The organism is Streptomyces sp. NRRL B-24572, assembly GCF_002156145.1.
GTDB lineage: Bacteria > Actinomycetota > Actinomycetes > Streptomycetales > Streptomycetaceae > Streptomyces > Streptomyces vietnamensis.
In genome coordinates, this window is sequence record NZ_MWIG01000236.1 from 1 (window position 1) to 18,250 (window position 18,250).

15 protein-coding genes, 1 pseudogene and 1 riboswitch are annotated in these 18,250 nt (G+C 70.8%); of the genes and pseudogenes, 7 read left to right on the forward strand and 9 right to left on the reverse strand.

Translation table 11 applies throughout. From position 1 onward, the window contains the following. From CCN56_RS14660 to def, 3 genes are all read left to right on the forward strand, one after another. Positions 1 to 1,126: HD-GYP domain-containing protein (locus CCN56_RS14660; RefSeq protein ID WP_086827125.1), on the forward strand; the 1,126-nt coding region annotated here is incomplete at its 5' end. A gap of 79 nt (positions 1,127 to 1,205) precedes the next feature. Then, the gene (locus CCN56_RS14665) at positions 1,206 to 2,186 is read left to right on the forward strand and encodes a hypothetical protein (RefSeq protein ID WP_017236276.1); all 981 of its coding nucleotides are present in this window, start codon (positions 1,206 to 1,208) and stop codon (positions 2,184 to 2,186) included. A 72-nt stretch (positions 2,187 to 2,258) separates the two neighbouring features. Continuing rightward, entirely contained in the window at positions 2,259 to 2,909 is a 651-nt protein-coding gene (def, locus tag CCN56_RS14670) for a peptide deformylase (protein ID WP_086827127.1), read from the forward strand. A 400-nt stretch (positions 2,910 to 3,309) separates the two neighbouring features. Here the strand turns inward: def and CCN56_RS14675 are convergent, their stop codons facing one another. From CCN56_RS14675 to CCN56_RS14710, 8 genes are all read right to left on the reverse strand, one after another. Then, positions 3,310 to 4,326: a ribonucleotide-diphosphate reductase subunit beta gene (locus CCN56_RS14675; protein WP_041131165.1), complete on the reverse strand. Its 1,017-nt coding sequence runs from the start codon at positions 4,324 to 4,326 to the stop codon at positions 3,310 to 3,312. Beyond that, positions 4,326 to 6,680: a ribonucleoside-diphosphate reductase subunit alpha gene (locus CCN56_RS14680; protein WP_086827129.1), complete on the reverse strand. Its 2,355-nt coding sequence runs from the start codon at positions 6,678 to 6,680 to the stop codon at positions 4,326 to 4,328. Before CCN56_RS14680 ends, CCN56_RS14675 begins: the two co-directional genes overlap by 1 nt. 133 nt (positions 6,681 to 6,813) lie before the next feature. Further along, positions 6,814 to 6,957, reverse strand: a riboswitch (cobalamin riboswitch). A 42-nt stretch (positions 6,958 to 6,999) separates the two neighbouring features. Continuing rightward, positions 7,000 to 7,500, reverse strand: coding sequence for a GNAT family N-acetyltransferase (locus CCN56_RS14685; protein ID WP_086827146.1), 501 nt, complete (start codon positions 7,498 to 7,500; stop codon positions 7,000 to 7,002). 85 nt (positions 7,501 to 7,585) lie between these two features. Further along, positions 7,586 to 9,208, reverse strand: coding sequence for a monocarboxylate uptake permease MctP (mctP, locus tag CCN56_RS14690; protein ID WP_086827130.1), 1,623 nt, complete (start codon positions 9,206 to 9,208; stop codon positions 7,586 to 7,588). Further along, positions 9,205 to 9,468 (reverse strand): DUF3311 domain-containing protein, encoded by a 264-nt coding sequence (locus tag CCN56_RS14695; protein WP_086827132.1) that lies wholly within the window; start codon positions 9,466 to 9,468, stop codon positions 9,205 to 9,207. Before CCN56_RS14695 ends, mctP begins: the two co-directional genes overlap by 4 nt. Positions 9,469 to 9,591: 123 nt before the next feature. Beyond that, positions 9,592 to 10,575 carry a helix-turn-helix transcriptional regulator gene (locus tag CCN56_RS14700; protein WP_086827134.1) on the reverse strand — a complete coding sequence of 328 codons (984 nt, stop codon included), beginning with the start codon at positions 10,573 to 10,575 and terminating at the stop codon, positions 9,592 to 9,594. Positions 10,576 to 10,746: 171 nt separating this feature from the next. Then, complete coding sequence (locus CCN56_RS14705; protein ID WP_086827136.1) at positions 10,747 to 11,712, reverse strand: aldo/keto reductase; 966 nt, start codon at positions 11,710 to 11,712, stop codon at positions 10,747 to 10,749. Positions 11,713 to 12,009: 297 nt separating this feature from the next. Continuing rightward, positions 12,010 to 12,774, reverse strand: coding sequence for a GntR family transcriptional regulator (locus tag CCN56_RS14710; RefSeq protein ID WP_041131170.1), 765 nt, complete (start codon positions 12,772 to 12,774; stop codon positions 12,010 to 12,012). A gap of 442 nt (positions 12,775 to 13,216) precedes the next feature. Between CCN56_RS14710 and CCN56_RS14715 the strand changes: the two genes are divergently transcribed. From CCN56_RS14715 to CCN56_RS14730, 4 genes are all read left to right on the forward strand, one after another. Continuing rightward, on the forward strand, positions 13,217 to 14,497 hold the full coding sequence (locus CCN56_RS14715) for an extracellular solute-binding protein (RefSeq protein ID WP_086827138.1): 1,281 nt from the start codon (positions 13,217 to 13,219) through the stop codon (positions 14,495 to 14,497). Positions 14,498 to 14,569: 72 nt separating this feature from the next. Further along, positions 14,570 to 15,562, forward strand: coding sequence for a carbohydrate ABC transporter permease (locus CCN56_RS14720; protein WP_086827140.1), 993 nt, complete (start codon positions 14,570 to 14,572; stop codon positions 15,560 to 15,562). Next, the gene (locus tag CCN56_RS14725) at positions 15,559 to 16,437 is read left to right on the forward strand and encodes a carbohydrate ABC transporter permease (protein WP_086827142.1); all 879 of its coding nucleotides are present in this window, start codon (positions 15,559 to 15,561) and stop codon (positions 16,435 to 16,437) included. Before CCN56_RS14720 ends, CCN56_RS14725 begins: the two co-directional genes overlap by 4 nt. A gap of 9 nt (positions 16,438 to 16,446) precedes the next feature. After that, positions 16,447 to 17,970 carry a glycoside hydrolase family 3 protein gene (locus tag CCN56_RS14730; RefSeq protein WP_086827144.1) on the forward strand — a complete coding sequence of 508 codons (1,524 nt, stop codon included), beginning with the start codon at positions 16,447 to 16,449 and terminating at the stop codon, positions 17,968 to 17,970. Between the two features lie 177 nt (positions 17,971 to 18,147). On the opposite strand, the pseudogene CCN56_RS41830 reads toward CCN56_RS14730, so the two are convergent. Next, positions 18,148 to 18,250, reverse strand: a pseudogene (locus CCN56_RS41830) (glucosamine-6-phosphate deaminase); the annotation flags it as partial.

The following is an 18,250-nucleotide window of genomic DNA, read 5'->3' on the forward strand; positions in this document are numbered from 1 at the left end:
CGCCCTCGGCGAACTCGCCCGCTGGGGCGCCGCACCCGGCGAACGCGAACCCGCACCGCTCGCCGCCGCCGGAGCCCTCGCGTACGCCCTGCTCGGCACCAGCGCCGGCACCGCCACCACCCACGGCGTCCTCCAGACCGTCGCCGTCGTCGTCGCCGCGGGCCTCGCCGGGATCGTCCCCCACACCGCCCTCGGGCACGGCCCCGACCCGGACCACCTCGCCCGCCGCGTCCTCGCCGTCGGCTTCGCCGCGCTCTGCTTCCAGCCCCTCTACAACTCGGGCGCCGTCACCGAGCACCTCGGCCAGGGCCCCGCGTACGCCCTCTTCCTGGTCCTCCTGCTCGTCCTGACCGCCCTGTGCGACGCCGTCCTCGCCGCCCTCGTGCTCCGCGCCCGCACCGGATTCCCGTACGGCCCCCTCCTCCGCGACGAACTCCGCGCCCTCCTCGGCATCGGCTCCGCCGTCTGCGCCACCGGCACGGTCATGGCCCTCGGCGTCGCCGCCGCCGGACTCTGGGCCCTGCCCGTCCTCGCCGTGCCCCTCCTGCTCACCCAGGTCTCCTTCCGGCGGTACGCGGCCGTCCGCACCGTCAACCGGCAGACCATCGCCTCCCTCGCCCGCGCCACCGAGATCGCCGGCTGCACCCCGCCCGGGCACGCCCACCGGGTCGCCGCCCTCAGCGCCGCCGTCGGACGCGAGCTCGGCCTCTCCGGGACCGAGCTGACCGTCCTGGAGCACGCGGCGCTCATGCACGACATCGGACAGCTCTCCCTCGTCGACCCCGTCGCCGGCGGCGCCACCGCCCTCCTGCCCGCCGAGGAACAGCGCCGGATCGCCCTCCTGGGCGGCGAGGTCGTCCGCAGGACCGGCGTCCCCGAGGCCGTCGCCGTCGTCGTGGAACGGCAGGCCGACCCGTACCGCGAGCAACCGCCGGCCGCCCGGATCGTCCGGGCCGTGAACGCCTACGACGACCTCGCGGGCGAGAGCGCGGGCGCCGCCCTCGACGCCCTGGAACGGCTCAGGCTCGGCACCGCGCGCGACTACCACCCGGACGTCGTCGAGAGCCTGGCCAGGGTCCTGGCACGGGGCGGACCCACTGGGGTGACCTCGGGGGTCCCTGGGTAACCCATGGGTAATGAGCGCGCGTCCGACCGGGCATGGTTGGATGCGAACAAGAGGGTGAAGCGACCGGCAGGCGGGAATCGTGAAGATCTTCGGGAAGGTACGGCATCGGCCCTCCGCCTCGTGGCGGCAGGCCACCGACCGCGCGTTCACGCTGATCGGCGACGGCCGGTACGAGGACGCGGGCGCACTTCTGACGCGCGCGGCGGATCTGGAGCCCTGGCTCTCCGAGTCCTGGTTCAACCTGGCGCTGCTGCACAAGTTCCGGCACGACTGGGAGCAGGCCCGGGCCGCCGGGCTGCGCGCCGTCGCGCTCCTCGACAAGGAGACCGGCGCCCCCGACTGGTGGAACGTGGGCATCGCCGCCACCGCCCTCCAGGACTGGCCGCTGGCCCGCCGCGCCTGGCAGGCCTACGGACTGAAGGTCCCCGGCGCCGCCGCGGGCACCGGCGAGCCCGCCGGCATGGAGCTCGGCAGCGCCGCCGTCCGCCTCTCACCCGAGGGCGAGGCCGAGGTCGTATGGGGCCGGCGCCTGGACCCCGCCCGGATCGAGGTCCTCTCCATCCCGCTGCCGTCCTCCGGCCGCCGCTGGGGCGAGGTCGTCCTCCACGACGGCGTCCCGAACGGAGAGCGGACCACCACCGCGGGCCCCTCCTACCCCGTCTTCGACGAGATCGAGCTGTGGGCGCCCTCACCCGTCCCCACCTGGGTCGTCCTCCTGGAGGCCGCCACCGAGGCCGACCGGGACGCCCTGGAGCAGCTCGCCGCAGAGGCCGGATTCGCCGCCGAGGACTGGTCCTCCTCCGTACGGCTGCTCTGCCGCGCCTGCTCCGAGTCGACCATGCCGAGCGCCGAGGGCGAGGGCGAGCACTCCGACCCGCACGACCACAGCGAACCGGGACACCCCGGCCCCCTCGGCCACCGCTCGCCCGGCGAGCTGTGGGTCCCCGAGCGGGAGTGCGGCATCGCGGCCCCGGCGGGCCTGGTGCGGGGCCTTCTGGACGGCTGGGTGGCGGACAGCCCGGACAGTCGGGAATGGCGAGATCTTGAGGAAGTCTGCTGACCGCTGCCCGTAGGCTGTACATCGCACCTACCACGGGGTGTACCGGTTCGAGGAAGAAGGCGTACGGCGGACATGTCGCAGCAGGGCACTGAGCAGGAGCAGACGGGCGTGTACGCCGTCGACGAAGAGGGCTTCATCGTCGACACCGAGGACACCGAGGAGCGTGAGACCGCCCACCGCGAGCGCGGCACATCGCGCCCCATCACGGTCGTGGGCAACCCCGTCCTGCACCGGGAGTGCAAGGACGTCACCTCCTTCGATGACGAGCTGGCGCAGCTCATCGACGACATGTTCGCCAGCCAGCGCACCGCCGAGGGCGTCGGCCTCGCCGCCAACCAGATCGGCGTCGACCTCAAGGTCTTCGTCTACGACTGCATGGACGACGAGGGCAAGCGCCACGTCGGCCACGTGATCAACCCGGTCCTCGTCGACCTGCCGGCCGACCAGCGGCACCTCGACGACTCGAACGAGGGCTGCCTGTCGGTCCCGACCGCGTACGCCGAGCTGGCCCGTCCGGACTACGCCGAGGTCACCGGCCAGGACCTGAAGGGCAACCCGATCAAGGTCCGCGGCACCGGCTACTTCGCCCGCTGCCTCCAGCACGAGACGGACCACCTGTACGGCTTCCTCTACATCGACAAGCTCTCGAAGCGCGACCGCAAGGACGCCCTCCGCCAGATGGAAGAGGGCACGCCGCGCTACCCGGTCGTCCCGAACGAGTGACGTACTCGTAGCCACGCGAAAGGGCCCCGCACTCGTCGAGTGCGGGGCCCTCTTCCGTTGCGGTGACGCCTCGCCCGACCGGCCCCTCCAGGACGCCGGCGGGGGAAGAGGGGGTCGGCTGGTTGCGGCCCCTCTTCGCAGGGTCGCGGGTGCCTCCTGACGTGGAAGGAGGAGCCCTTGACGTACCGGCAGAGCGTCCGGCCGCCCGTCCCCGGCTGCCGCACCTGTGGCGTGTCCCGGCCCTGGCCGGCCTGGCGGCCGGCGTGGCGGTGGTCCTCCCGGCAGCGTCACCGGCTGCACCGGCTGAACCACCGCGGGCGCGGTGGTGCTGCCCGACGGGCCGCGACATGGCGATGCCCTCCGGCGTGCGGCCGGAGGGCATCGTCCATGTGCGGAGGTGTCAGAAGTCCTCGTCGAGGTCCACCGAGCCCTCGACCGCCACCTGGTAGGCGGACGGGCGGCGCTCGAAGAAGTTGGTCAGCTCCTGGACGCCCTGGAGCTCCATGAACGCGAACGGGTTCTCGGAGCCGAAGACCGGCGGGAATCCGAGGCGAACGAGCCGCTGGTCGGCGACGCACTGGAGGTACTCGCGCATCGACTCGGTGTTCATGCCCGGCAGGCCGTCGCCGCACAGATCACGGCCGAACTGCAGCTCCGCCTCGACGGCCTCCTTCAGCATGTCCGTGACCTGCTGCTGCAGCGCGTCGTCGAAGAGCTCGGGCTCCTCCTTGCGGACGGTGTCCACGACCTCGAACGCGAAGTTCATGTGCATGGTCTCGTCGCGGAAGACCCAGTTGGTGCCCGTCGCCAGGCCGTGCAGCAGACCGCGCGACCGGAACCAGTACACGTACGCGAAGGCGCCGTAGAAGAACAGGCCCTCGATGCAGGCAGCGAAGCAGATCAGGTTCAGCAGGAAGCGGCGGCGGTCGGCGGCCGTCTCCAGCTTCTCGATCTTCTCGACCGAGTCCATCCACTTGAAGCAGAACTGCGCCTTCTCGCGGATCGAGGGGATGTTCTCGACCGCCGCGAAGGCCGCCGCACGGTCGTCCGGGTCGGGGAGGTACGTGTCCAGGAGGGTCAGGTAGAACTGGACGTGCACCGCCTCCTCGAAGAGCTGACGGCTCAGGTACAGCCGCGCCTCCGGGGAGTTGATGTGCTTGTACAGCGTCAGGACCAGGTTGTTCGCCACGATCGAGTCGCCCGTCGCGAAGAACGCGACCAGACGGCCGATCATGTGCTGCTCACCGGGGGTGAGCTTGGCGAGGTCGGCGACGTCCGAGTGGAGGTCGACCTCCTCGACGGTCCAGGTGTTCTTGATGGCGTCCCGGTAGCGCTCGTAGAAGTCCGGGTAGCGCATGGGGCGGAGCGTGAGCTCGAAGCCCGGGTCCAGGAGGTTCTTCTTCTCGGTGGAGCTCATTACTGGCAGGCCTCGCAGGACTCGGGGTTCTCAAGGGAGCAGGCGATGGCGTCCGCGTCGGGGGTCGCCTGCTGGACGGGGATCGGGGCGGCGGCCTGGGCGGCGCGGGCGATCCGGGTCGCCGGGCGGGAGCGCAGGTAGTACGTCGTCTTCAGGCCCTGCTTCCAGGCGTACGCGTACATCGACGACAGCTTGCCGATGGTGGGCGTCTCCATGAACAGGTTCAGGGACTGCGACTGGTCCAGGAACGGGGTGCGCGCCGCCGCCATGTCGATGAGGCCGCGCTGCGGGATCTCCCAGGCCGTGCGGTACAGCTCGCGGACCTCGGCCGGGACCCAGGTGAAGCCGGCCACCGAGCCGTTGGAGTCGCGCAGGGCCTCGCGGGTCTGCGCGTCCCACACGCCGAGCTTCTTCAGCTCGTCGACGAGGTACGAGTTGACCTGGAGGAACTCGCCGGACAGCGTCTCGCGCTTGAACAGGTTGGAGACCTGCGGCTCGATGCACTCGTAGACGCCCGCGATCGAGGCGATGGTCGCCGTCGGGGCGATGGCGAGGAGGAGGCTGTTGCGCATGCCGGTGGAGGCGATGCGCGCGCGCAGGGCCGTCCAGCGCTCCGGCCAGTTGAGCTCGACGTCGTAGTGGTCGGGGTGCAGGACGCCCCGGGCGGTGCGGGTCTTGTCCCAGGCGGGGAGCGGGCCGCTGCGCTCGGCGAGGTCGGCGGACGCCTCGTACGCCGCCAGCATGATCCGCTCGGCGATCTTCGTCGACAGGGCGCGCGCCTCGGCCGAGTCGAACGGCAGCTTCAGCTGGAAGAAGACGTCCTGGAGGCCCATCGCGCCCAGGCCGACCGGACGCCACTTGGCGTTGGAGCGGCCCGCCTGCTCGGTCGGGTAGAAGTTGATGTCGACGACCCGGTCGAGGAAGGTGACGGCCGTGCGGACGGTCTCGTCCAGGCGCTCCCAGTCGATGTCCGAACCGACGACGAACGCGCCGAGGTTGACCGAGCCGAGGTTGCAGACGGCCGTCTCGCCGTCGTTGGTGACCTCGATGATCTCGGTGCAGAGGTTGGAGGAGTGGACGACCGTGCCCGGCTCGGCCGTCTGGTTCGCGGTCCGGTTGGAGGCGTCCTTGAAGGTCATCCAGCCGTTGCCGGTCTGCGCGAGGGTCCGCATCATCCGGCCGTACAGGTCGCGGGCCGGCATGGTCTTGCGGGCCAGGCCCGCCGCCTCGGCCTTGCGGTAGGCGGCGTCGAACTCCTCGCCGTACAGGTCGACGAGCTCGGGCACGTCCGACGGGGAGAAGAGCGACCACTCGGCGTCGGCGTTGACGCGGCGCATGAACTCGTCCGGGATCCAGTGCGCCAGGTTCAGGTTGTGCGTACGGCGGGCGTCCTCGCCGGTGTTGTCGCGGAGCTCCAGGAACTCCTCGATGTCCGCGTGCCAGGTCTCCAGGTAGACGGCGGCGGCGCCCTTGCGGCGGCCGCCCTGGTTCACGGCGGCGACGGAGGCGTCGAGGGTCTTCAGGAACGGCACGATGCCGTTGGAGTGGCCGTTGGTGCCGCGGATCAGCGAACCGCGGGCGCGGATGCGGGAGTACGAGAGGCCGATGCCGCCCGCGTGCTTCGAGAGGCGCGCGACCTGGTGGTAGCGGTCGTAGATGGAGTCCAGCTCGTCCTGCGGGGAGTCCAGGAGGTAGCAGGAGGACATCTGCGGGTGGCGGGTGCCGGAGTTGAAGAGCGTGGGGGAGGACGGGAGGTAGTCCAGACGGCTCATCAGGCCGTACAGCGCGGCCACCTCGTCGAGCGCGCGGACCGAGTCGTCCTCGGCGAGGCCGCAGGCGACGCGCAGCATGAAGTGCTGCGGGGTCTCGATGACCTTGCGGGTGATCGGGTGGCGCAGCAGGTAGCGCGAGTAGAGGGTGCGCAGACCGAAGTAGCCGAAGCGGTCGTCGCCGGCCGGGTCGATCGTCGCGTCGAGCCGCTCGGCGTGCTGGGCGACGAACTCGGCGGTGCGGTCGGCGATGAGCTCCTCGCGGTGACCGACGGCGACGGAGGCCGAGAAGGAGACGGCGCCCTGGCCTGCGGCCTCGTCGGCGATGGTGATGGTGAGGAGCCGGGCGGCGAGCCGGGAGTACGCGGGGTCCTCGGCGATCAGGCCGGCGGCCGCCTCGGTGGCCAGCTCGCGCAGCTCCGCCTCGTCCGACGTGGCGCTGCGGCCGCGGAGGGCGGCGGCGGCGACCTTGCCGGGGTCGGTGTCCGGGAGGTCGGCGGTGAGATCGGTCAGGGTCCGCAGGAGTACGGTCCCGGGGCCGTCGGTCTCGATCGCTGCGGCCGGATCGGCGGGCGCGATGGTCACGTGGGGGCTCTCCCTCGCTCGGCTCGGGGCCTCGGGCGGGAAGGCGGGCAGGCGGGCACCCCGTACGCGCGGGCGCGCCGCGTCCACCGACCCAACTCCGCGAGGCCCGGACGTCTGTGGCACCCGGAACGGACGGACCGGGCGCGCTGCCGGCAGGTCTTCGGACTCACTCCGTACGAAGCACGAAACCGCACGAAGCACACCGTTGCGGGACAGTTCCGGATTCGCGCCGGATTCCCCTGCGTCGACAGCGAGGACGAGCATACATGTGGGGGGCGCCGCTCTTGGCACCCCCCACATGTTGTGTCGGTCCCGGGAGTTACAACTCCAGGGCGTACGTGCGCAGCGAGTGATCGGGGATCGGCTCCCAGTCCCGCTCGGGGGTGCGGACGAAGCCGAGCCGCTCGTAGATCCGGTGCGCGGAGACCATCAGATCGGCCGTGGAGAGCACCAGGCGCGTACAGCCGGGGAGGGCTCGCGCCCGGTCCACGCAGGCGCGTACGAGGGCCTCTCCGACGCCCCTGCCGCGGGCCGCCGGCGCGACGACGAGCATCCGGAACTCGGCCTCGCCGGGGACGGCGATGTCCGCCCAGGTGGTGCCGCCCTCCGCGAAGGTCACCCCGCCGATGATCCCGCCGTCGGCGTCGACGGCGACGAGCACCTCGCTCTCGCGCGCCCGCCGGGCCGTGTCGCGGAGCACGGCCAGGTAGAAGTCGTCCTCGCCGTGCAGCAGCAGCCCGTCATTCAGATAGGTGAACCCGGTGAGGTCGCCGAGCTCCTCGTACTCCTCGGGCCGTACCGCCCTGATCGTGAAGTCCATGGGCTCCAGTCTGCCGCGCGCGGTCATGCGCAGGGGCCCGGGTTCTCCTGGTGAGATCCCGGGCCCCTGCGGCGCGTTCTTCCGGTCAGTGCGCTCCGGCGCCGACCGTCGGCAGGTCGCGGACACCGGCGTCGCCCGCGTCCGCCGTGTAGTCCTCGGGGGAGGTCTCGTCGACGCCCTCGGGGGCCTTGACGGCCTTGAGGACGAAGGTCAGGACGACCGTGACGAGGACGTTGAGCACGAAGGCGGTGAGGCCGATGTAGCCGATCTCGCCGATGCCGGGGATCTCGGCCGCGGAGCCGCCGAAGTGCTTCTGGGTCGGGCTGGCGACGCCGTACGCGGCGGCCGTGCCGTAGACCATGCCGACGGCCCAGCCGGCGAGCAGCGCCCAGCGGTGGAACCAGCGGGTGAAGAGACCGCCGACGAGCGCCGGGAAGGTCTGCAGGATCCAGATGCCGCCGAGCAGCTGGAAGTTGATCGCGACCGTCTTGTCCATGGTGAGGACGAAGACGAGGGCGCCGACCTTCACCAGGAGGGAGACCAGCTTGGAGACCTTGGTCTCCTGGGCCGGGGTGGCGTCCTTCCTGATGAAGTCCTTGTAGATGTTGCGGGTGAAGAGGTTGGCCGCGGCGATCGACATGATCGCGGCGGGGACGAGCGCGCCGATGCCGATCGCGGCGAACGCGACGCCCGCGAACCAGTCCGGGAACATGGTCTCGAAGAGCTGCGGGATGGCGAGCTGGCCGTTCGTCACCTTCACGTCGGCGGCGATCGCCATGAAGCCGAGCAGCGCGAGCAGGCCCAGCATCAGCGAGTACAGCGGCAGGATCGTGGTGTTGCGGCGGATCACGTTGCGGCTCCTGGAGGAGAGCGTCGCCGTGATGGAGTGCGGGTACATGAAGAGCGCGAGCGCCGAGCCGAGCGCGAGCGTCGCGTACGTCCACTGGCCGGCCTCGCCGGGCACGAGCGCGCCCTTCGGCTTGCCGGTGGCCGGGTTGATCGTCTTGTACGCCTCGGCCGCCTTGCCGAAGATCTCGTCGAAGCCGCCCAGCTTGATCGGGATGTAGATGATCGCCACCGCGATGACGATGTAGATCAGGGTGTCCTTGACGAAGGCGATGAGCGCGGGGGCGCGCAGGCCGGACGAGTAGGTGTACGCGGCCAGGACGCCGAAGGCGATGAGCAGCGGCAGGTCCTTCACGAACCAGTTGGTGTTCTCGCCGCCGCCGACGCCCATCACGTCCAGGACGGCCTGGATGCCGACGAGCTGGAGCGCGATGTACGGCATGGTGGCGAGGATGCCGGTGACGGCCACCGCGAGCGACAGGCCCTTGGAACCGAAGCGGCCGCGCACGAAGTCCGAGGTGGTGACGTACCCGTGCTTGTGCGAGACCGACCAGAGGCGCGGCAGGAAGGTGAAGATCAGCGGGTACACGAGGATCGTGTACGGGACGGCGAAGAAGCCGGCCGCGCCCGCCGCGTAGATGGCCGCGGGGACGGCGACGAAGGTGTACGCCGTGTAGAGGTCGCCGCCGAGCAGGAACCAGGTCACCCAGGTGCCGAACGATCTGCCGCCCAGGCCCCATTCGTCGAGGCTGTGTTCGTTCTCGGCCTTGCGCCAGCGCGCGGCGAGGAAGCCCATGACCGTGACGGCCAGGAAGAAGAAGACGAAGACGCCGAGCGCCACGCCGTTCACGCCGTCCTTCATCGCGCGTCACCTCCCTTGCGGGCGCGCTGGTCCCGCTGCCACAGCTTGTACGCGATCATGGTGAGGGCCGTGGAGATCAGCACCCAGAGCATCTGGTACCAGTAGAAGAACGGGATGCCGGCGAAGAGCGGTTCGACCTTCGCGTACGAGCTCACCCAGAGCATCGCCACGAACGGGGCGAACAGGCAGAGCGCGATCACCACCCGCAGGGGTGTGATGGTCGGTTGTTTCCCTTGTGTCACATCTGACGCATCTGGCATGGCGATTCCGTCCCCTCGCTGATCACCTCGGTAATGCTGGGGAAATCTAGGGGACTGCTCCGTCGCTGGGAACCCCTGTCCGCATAACGGAAGCGATTCTTCGGGATCGGCGTGAACCCGTCGTCAGAGCCAGCCTTCTTTCGCCGCCCGTACGCCCGCCTCGAAACGGCTGCGCGCGCCCAGGCGGTTCATCAGCTCCGAGCTCATCCGGCGGACGGTCCGCAGGGAGACGCCGAGCCGTCGGGCCGCGATGTCGTCGGTGCAGCCGATGCCGAGGAGCATCAGCAACTCCCGCTCCTGCGGGGAGAGGTCGTGCGCGTCGCGGCGCGGGGTCTCGCCGAAGGGGGTGCCGGCGTCCCAGAGCCGGTCGAAGAGCACCGCGAGCGCGTGGACCAGGCCGGGGCTGCGCACTTCGAGGGCGCCCGCGCGCCCGTCCTCCGGGTCGACGGGGACGAGCGCGGCCTCGCGGTCGACGACCACCATGAGCATCGGGACGACGGGGACGGTCCGCGCCTCGCCGCCGAGCCCGCAGTACCAGCGCACGTAGTCGACGGTCGGCGGGTCGTTGCGGAAACTTTCCTGGTAGATCGAGCGGATCTTCACCCCGCGTTCCAGGGCGAGCCGGTCGAGCGGCTGGCTCGCGTCCATCGTGTCGGGGAGCTGGGCGCCGCCGGGCAGAAGCGAGAGGCACTCGGCGCGGGCGTTCGCGGCCAGGTCCTCCAGGCGTTCGCGGACCTTGTCGAGTCCGGTGATGCGGTCCACGAGGTCGTGCCGGGCGGCCGGTCCGGGGTGGTCGGCGTACGAGGCGAGGAAGCCGGCCGCCGCCCGGCCGGCCTGCTCGAACCGGCTTCTGTGCCTGCCCAGTTCGGCCTCGGCGCGGGAGAGCAGGAACGAGAAGCCGACGTCCGGGGTGAGGGCTTCGGCCCTGCCGGACGAGTCGTCCACGAGGACGAGCTTGAGGTCCGCGAGCCGGGCGAGCGCCTCGCGGACCTCCGGTTCGGGGCGGCCGAGGCGGGCCGCCACGTCCGTCACGCCGTACTCGGGCCGCTCCAGGAGCAGGCGGTAGACGGCCTCCGCCGACTCCTCCACGCCGAGCGCCTCCAGCATCGCCTGTCTCCCCCTCGTGATCGCGATCGTCGATGCTAGAGGGGAGGAGCGGTCTAGGTCTAGACCAATCGTGGGTCAACTCCGCGATCCGAGGCGGGCGGACGAGGCGGATGGGCGAGGTGGGCGGACGAGGCGGATGGGCGAGGTGGGCGGACGAGGCGGGTGGACGCGTCAGCCCGCCTCGTCCAGCCGCTTCCTCAGCTCCGCGTCCAGGGTCAGCCCCACCGCGCCGAGCGTCTCGTCCAGCTGCGCCGGCGAACTCGCCCCGATCACCGGCAGGACCGGCAGCTCCCCGCCCAGCGCCCAGGCGAGCACCGCCTGGCCGGCGGTCACCCCGAGCTCCGTCGCCACCTCGGCGAGCACCTTCAGGCGCCGCTCGGAACCCGCGTGCCGGTACTGCTCCGGGACCTCCTTGCCCGGATCGGTGTACGCCCCCGTCAGCTGGGTCGTGTACGCGGTGAACGTCAGCTCCGGCCGCGTCCCCAGATAGTCGAGCAGCTCCTCCGAGGCGTGCGGGTTCACTCCGAACTCCGCCCCGGGGCGCGGCCGCAGATAGGTGTACCGCTGCTGCACGGCCGCGTAGTCCGGCACGCCGGCGGCGGCCGCCGCGCCCCGCGACTCCTCGATCCGCCAGGCCGCGAAGTTCGAGCAGCCGGCCCGGCCGATCTTCCCGGCGTCCACCAGCTCGCCGAAGGCGCCCATGGTCTCCGCGACCGGGGTCGACCGGTCGTCGATGTGCGCGTAGTACAGGTCGATCCGGTCCGTGCCCAGGTTCCGCAGGCTCTCCTCCACCTGGCGGCGGATCACCGGCGCCGAGAGGCCCTCCGCGCACTCCGGCCAGGCCGAGCCCGGCGGGTCCGGCAGCGCGCCGACCTTGGTGGCGAGCACCATCTCGTCCCGTACGCCCCGGCTGCGCAGCCACCGGCCGATGAGCAGCTCGCTCTCGGCGCCGGTCGCGCCCGGCTCCCAGAAGGCGTACGTGTTCGCGGTGTCGATGAAGGTGCCGCCGGCCTCGTGGAAGCGGTCGAGGACGGCGAAGGCCGCGGCCTCGTCGATCCGGGTGCCGAACGGCAGGGTGCCCAGGCACAGCGTGGACACGCGCGGGCCCTCGGGGCCGCCCAGGGTCGTGTACTCCATGGCTCTTCCTCTTTCTCGCCGGGGGTCGGAAGCCGTCCCAGACTCGCCCGGCCCGGGGTGCCCTGTCAGCGGTCACCGGTCGGCGCGAACCGCGTGGCCGGTTCGGGCCTGCGTCCGACACCGGTCGCCGTGCGCCGCCGACCTGGGGGTTCCCGGGTGGTGGCACCTTCCTGCCGGGCGGAAGACGCCCCCGTCCCGTACGGGAGACGCCGAACGGCCGCACCGGTGGGGTGCGGCCGTCCGTTGCGTACGGAAGCCCGTACGGGAAGCTTCGTACGGGAAGCCCGTACGGGAAGCTCAGTCGTTGGGGCGCTGGAGGCGCGCCACGAACTTGTACCGGTCGCCGCGGTAGACGGACCGGACCCACTCGACCGGCTCGCCCTGGGCGTCGAGGGAGTGGCGGGAGAGCATCAGCATCGGCAGGCCGACGTCCGTGCCGAGCAGCCCGGCCTCGCGCGGGGTGGCGAGGGAGGTCTCGATGGTCTCCTCGGCCTCGGCGAGGTGCACGTCGTAGACCTCGGCGAGGGCCGTGTACAGCGAGGTGTACTTCACGAGCGAGCGGCGCAGGGCGGGGAAGCGCTTCGCCGACAGGTGGGTGGTCTCGATCGCCATCGGCTCGCCGCTCGCGAGGCGCAGGCGCTCGATGCGGAGCACCCGGCCGCCGGTCGAGATGTCGAGCAGTCCGGCGAGGGTGTCGTCGGCCGTGACGTACCCGATGTCGAGGAGCTGCGAGGTGGGCTCCAGGCCCTGGGCCCGCATGTCCTCGGTGTACGAGGTGAGCTGCAGGGCCTGCGAGACCTTGGGCTTGGCCACGAAGGTGCCCTTGCCCTGGATGCGTTCGAGGCGGCCCTCGACGACCAGTTCCTGGAGCGCCTGGCGCACGGTGGTGCGTGAGGTGTCGAACTCGGCGGCGAGCGTCCGCTCCGGCGGGACCGGCGTGCCGGGCGGCAGGGTCTCCGTCATGTCGAGCAAGTGTCGCTTCAGTCGGTAGTACTTGGGCACGCGCGCGGTGCGGGTGGCGACCCCGCCCTCCGTGTCCGTGCTGCCCGCGTCCGTGGCCATGGCCTGCCTTCCCGACTCCTGTGCTGCTGCCGTCACCGGCTCCTCCGAATGTCGCGGCTCACATGGTGGCACGCTTCGTGTGCCATCACGTCTTCTCCTGCCGATATGTGCCGGTTCGGCGAGGAGGAGTCGTCCTGCTGCTTCTTATACACCGAGTGATCCCTCGTTGGTCTAGGCCATTCCGATGGGGAGGTGCGGGCCGCCCGGGGTGTCGCCACCCGTCCGCGGACGCCGTCCGGCGGGGCCCGGCGGGGCGAGGTGTCGGTCCGATAACGGACGTCGTTACCCCTCTTGCGCACCCTTGACACCCAAAAAGGTCTAGGCCAAGCTCCCGGTACTGGTCTAAACCATTAAAGACCAGGTCCCAGCCCCACGAGCATTACCCGACGTATGTCTTCGCGCGGTGGGCAGGGGGGTTGCAGGCATCCCTGAGGAGGGTGGCGTGAAGCGCAAGCTCATCGCGGCGATCGGTGTCGCGGGCATGATGGTCTCCATCGCGGCGTGTGGTGGTTCCGACAAGGGCGGCGACAAGGCCGGCGGCAACGACGCCAAGGAGCTCACCGTCTGGCTGACGGTCGACGCCCAGAACAACTGGCCCGAGCTGGTCAAGGCCGCCGACGACGCGGTGACCAAGAAGCACCCGGGCATCAAGATCAACCACGAGTACTACGGCTGGCCGGACAAGAACACCAAGCTCGACGCGGTGCTCGCCACGGACAAGGCCCCGGATGTTGTCGAAATGGGCAACACCGAGATGATCAGCTACATGGCCAAGGGTGCCTTCGCCGAGGTCGACGCGTCGAAGTTCGAGAACTCCGACAAGTGGCTCGACGCCCTCAAGGACTCGGTCACCTACAACGGCAAGACCTACGGTGTCCCCTACTACGCCGGTGGCCGCGTCGGCACCTGGCGCAAGGACGTCGCCGCCGAGGCCGGCGTCAAGGCCGCCCCGAAGACCTGGGCCGAGCTGACCGCCGCCCTCGACGCCATCCAGAAGAAGAAGGGCGACAAGTTCAGCGCCTGGTACCAGCCGTCGCCGGACTGGTACGCCGCGATGTCCTTCGTCTTCGACGCGGGCGGCTCCATCGCCAAGCAGGACGGCGAGACCTGGAAGGCGAACCTCTCCTCGCCGGAGTCCATCAAGGGCCTCACCGAGTACAAGAAGATCCTCGACAAGTACATGCACGGCGACAAGACGAAGGACGAGTCCGACCGTCCCGTCGTCTTCGGCCAGGGCAAGTCCGCGACGATCTTCGCCGCCGGCTGGGAGGGCGCCACCGCCGCCGACCCGAAGAGCGACAAGGTCGGCGGGCTGAAGGACAAGCTCGAGAACTTCGTGATGCCCGGCCCGTCCGGCAAGCCCCTCCCGGTCTTCCTCGGCGGCTCGGACCTCGCCATCCCGGTCAAGTCCAAGGCGCAGGGCGTCGCCGGCGAGTGGATCGCCGCCTTCACCGGCTCCGAGGGCCAGAAGGGCCTCGTCGCCAAGGGCAACCTGCCCAACAACAAGGCCGACCTCGCCCCGCTGAAGAGCAACCCGGCCACCGCCGTCCCGGCGACCGCCGCCGAGTCGAGCTACTTCGTCCCGACCGCCCCCGGCTGGGGCCAGGTCGAGAAGGCCCAGATCCTCAAGACGATGCTCATCGACATCGCCAAGGGCAAGTCCGTCGAGGAGGCCGCCAAGGCCGCCGACACCGCGATCGACAAGGTCATCAACACCAAGTGACCCATGGGCAGGGCCCCGTCACGGCGACGGGGCCCTGCCGCCCGTACGAGAGGGATCGCTGAGGAGCACGGGATGAGTGCCGCAGACACAACCACCGCGAAGGTGCCGCCGGTGCGGCAATCGCCACCCTCCGGCTCCACGGCCGGCGGACCGGGGAAGCCCGGCAAGAAGTCGGACGGCGGGGCAGGCGTCCCATGGCTGCTTCTCGCACCATGCCTCCTGGTCCTCCTCCTGGTACTGGGCTACCCGCTGGCCCGGCTGGTCGTCCTCTCCTTCCAGAACTTCGGACAGCCCCAGCTGTGGGGCTTCCAGGAAGCGGAGTGGGCCGGCTTCGACAACTTCACCAAGATCCTCGGTGACGGCGAGTTCTGGACCGTCGTGCTGCGCACCGTGCTGTTCGCGGCCGGCGCCGTGATCGTCACCATGGTCCTCGGCATGCTGATCGCCCTCCTGCTCCAGCGCGTCTCGGGCTGGGTCAAGACCCTGATCAACATCGTGCTGGTGGCGAGCTGGGGCATGCCCATCATCGTCGCCACCGCCATCTTCAAGTGGCTCTTCGACGCCGACTACGGCGTGCTCAACTGGCTGCTCAGCCGCATCCCCGGCGTCGACATGATCGGCCACAACTGGTTCGCCAGCGGCCCGCAGGGCCTCGCCGTGATCATGCTCCTCGTCGTCTGGGGCGCCGTCCCCTTCGTCGTCATCACGCTGAGCGCCGGCCTCACGCAGGTGCCCAAGGAGCTCGAAGAGGCCGCCCGCCTCGACGGAGCCGGCGCCTGGGGCGTCTTCCGCTTCGTCACCCTGCCCATCCTCAAGCCCATCATCGTCATGCTGACCACGCTGTCGGTGATCTGGGACATGGGCGTCTTCCCGCAGGTCTACGTGATGCGCAACGGCCACCCGGAGCCCGAGTTCCAGCTCCTCACCACGTACTCCTTCGACCGGGCGTTCGTCGTCAACGACTACGGCACCGGCTCCGCGATCGCGCTCGTCACGGTCCTGCTGCTGCTCGGCGTCGTCGCCGTCTACATGCGCCAGATGCTCAAGATCGGAGACGTGGAGTGAGCGCCGCCAACGCCACGGCAACCCCGGCCAAGTCGCCGGCGCCCGCCGTCACCCACCGCCGCAAGTCCAAGCTCGGCTGGAACCTCCTCGGCCTGCTCGTCGTCCTCACCGCCGGCTTCCCGGTCTACTGGATGATCAACACGGCGTTCAAGCCGGCCAAGGACGCCATCGACCCCGACCCGCACTTCTTCCCGTCGACCTTCACGCTGGAGAACTTCAAGCGCGCCCTCGACATCGCGGACTTCTGGGGACCGGTCCTCCGCAGCCTCGCCGTCTCGCTCGTCGTGGTCGTCATCGGCATCGCGGTCGGCCTGCTCGCCGCCCTCGCGATCTCCCGCTTCTCCTTCCGCGGCCGCAAGGCCGTCATCGTCGGCATCCTCGCCGTCCAGATGGTCCCGCTCGTCGCCATGATCATCCCGGTCTTCCTGCTGCTCAACGACCTCGGGCAGTACGACAAGCTCAGCGGCCTGATCATCACCTACCTGACCTTCATCCTCCCCTTCACGGTGTGGACGCTGCGCGGCTTCATCGTCAACATCCCGAAGGAGCTGGAGGAGGCGGCCATGGTCGACGGCTGCACCCGCACCGGCGCCTTCATCCGGGTGGTCTTCCCGCTGCTCGCGCCGGGCATGGTGGCCACCTCCGTCTACGCCTTCATCCAGGCGTGGAACGAGTACCTCTACGCGCTGATGCTGATGAGCCAGCAGAACCAGACGGCCACTGTCTGGCTCTCCAACTTCATCACCAAGAACGGCACCGAGTACGCGCCGATGATGGCCGGCTCCACCATGATGGCCGTCCCCATCGTGATCCTCTTCCTGCTCGTCCAGCGCAAGATGGCCGCCGGCCTGACCGCCGGCGCGGTGAAGGGATAACGGCTTCCCATGACCACACTCGTACACGGCGCGGACACCCTGACCCGTGACGCGCTCACGGTCCTCCAGCCCGGCTTCGAAGGCACCACCGCCCCCGACTGGCTGCTCCGCCGCATCGGCGAGGGACTGTCCTCGGTCGGCCTCTTCGGCCGGAACATCGCCGGCCCCGAGCAGCTCGCCGCGCTCACCGCGCAGCTGCGCGCCGAGCGGGACGACGTCCTCGTCGCCATCGACGAGGAGGGCGGGGACGTCACCCGCCTGGAGGTCAACCAGGGCTCGTCCTTCCCCGGCAACTACGCCCTCGGTCACGTCGACGACGTCGAGCTCACCCGGGCCGTCGCCCGCGAGCTCGGCCGCCGGCTCGTGCAGTGCGGCGTCGACCTGAACTGGGCGCCCTCGGCGGACGTCAACTCCAACGCCGAGAACCCGGTCATCGGCGTCCGCTCCTTCGGACCGGACCCCGACCTGGTCGCCCGGCACACCGTGGCGTACGTCGACGGCCTCCAGGGCGTCGGGGTCGCGGCCTGCACGAAGCACTTCCCCGGACACGGCGACACCAACGTGGATTCCCACGACGCGCTGCCCCGGATCGATGTGGACCTCGCCACACTGCACGCCCGTGAGCTGGTACCTTTCCGCGCGGCCGTCGCCGCGGGTACCAAAGCGGTCATGAGCGCGCATATTCTGCTCTCCGCGCTCGACCCTCACCGCCCGGCCACCCTGAGCCCGCAGATCCTCACCGGTCTGCTGCGCCAGGAACTGGGCTTCGAGGGGCTGATCGTCACCGACGGCATGGAGATGCAGGCCGTCGCGGCGACGTACGGCATCGAGCGCGGATCCGTCCTCGCGATCGCTGCGGGCGCCGACGCCATCTGTGTCGGCGGCGGGCTGTGCGACGAGGACACCGTGCTGCGGTTGCGCGACGCGCTCGTCCACGCGGTACGGACCGGTGAACTGCCCGAGGAGCGGCTGGCCGACGCCGCGGCGCGCGTGCGCGCCCTGGCGGCCTGGACCCAGGCGCACCGGGCCAGGGGGGCTGGATCGGTGCCGGGCGCGGCAGTGCAGGAGGGGACCGCGCCCGGCGCCGACATCGGACTCGTGGCGGCCCGCAGGGCCCTGAAGGTGACCAGGGGGGAGCGGCCTCACACGCCGATGACCAGCGCTCCCTACGTGGCCTCCTTCACCCCGGTCGTGAACTTCGCGGTCGGTGACGAGACGCCCTGGGGCATCGCGGCCGAGCTGGAGCGCCTGCTGCCCGGCACGGAGACCGGCTCCTACGACGAGCCGTCCGTGGACGCCGTCCTCGCCGCCGCGGGGGAGCGGCGGATCGTCGCGGTCGTACGGGACGCCCACCGGCACCCGTGGATGACCGAGGCCCTGGACGGCCTCCTCGCCGTCCGCCCCGACACCGTCGTGGTCGAGATGGGCCTCGACGAGGCGGAGCCCCGCGGGGCCCTGCACATCGCCACGCACGGCGCGGCCCGGGTCTGCGGCCGCGCGGCGGCGGAGGCCGTGGTCGGCACCGGCGCCTGAGGGCCTTCCACACGGGCTTGCGCCCCGGGCCATGAGCCCCGAGTTACGGGCCCTGGGTCCGGGCCCCGGGCTCCGGGCTCCGGGCTCCGGGCTCCGGGCTCCGGGCTCCGGGCTCCGGGCCCCGGGCCTCAGGCCCCGAGTTACGGACCCCCAGGTGCGGGGCCCTTGCCGTACGTCTTAGATGCCCTGCCAGGAGGGCTTGTTCGCGTAGGTGTGGCGGAAGTAGTCCGCGAGCTTCAGCTTGGAGGCGGCCGCCTCGTCCACGACGACCGTGGCGTGC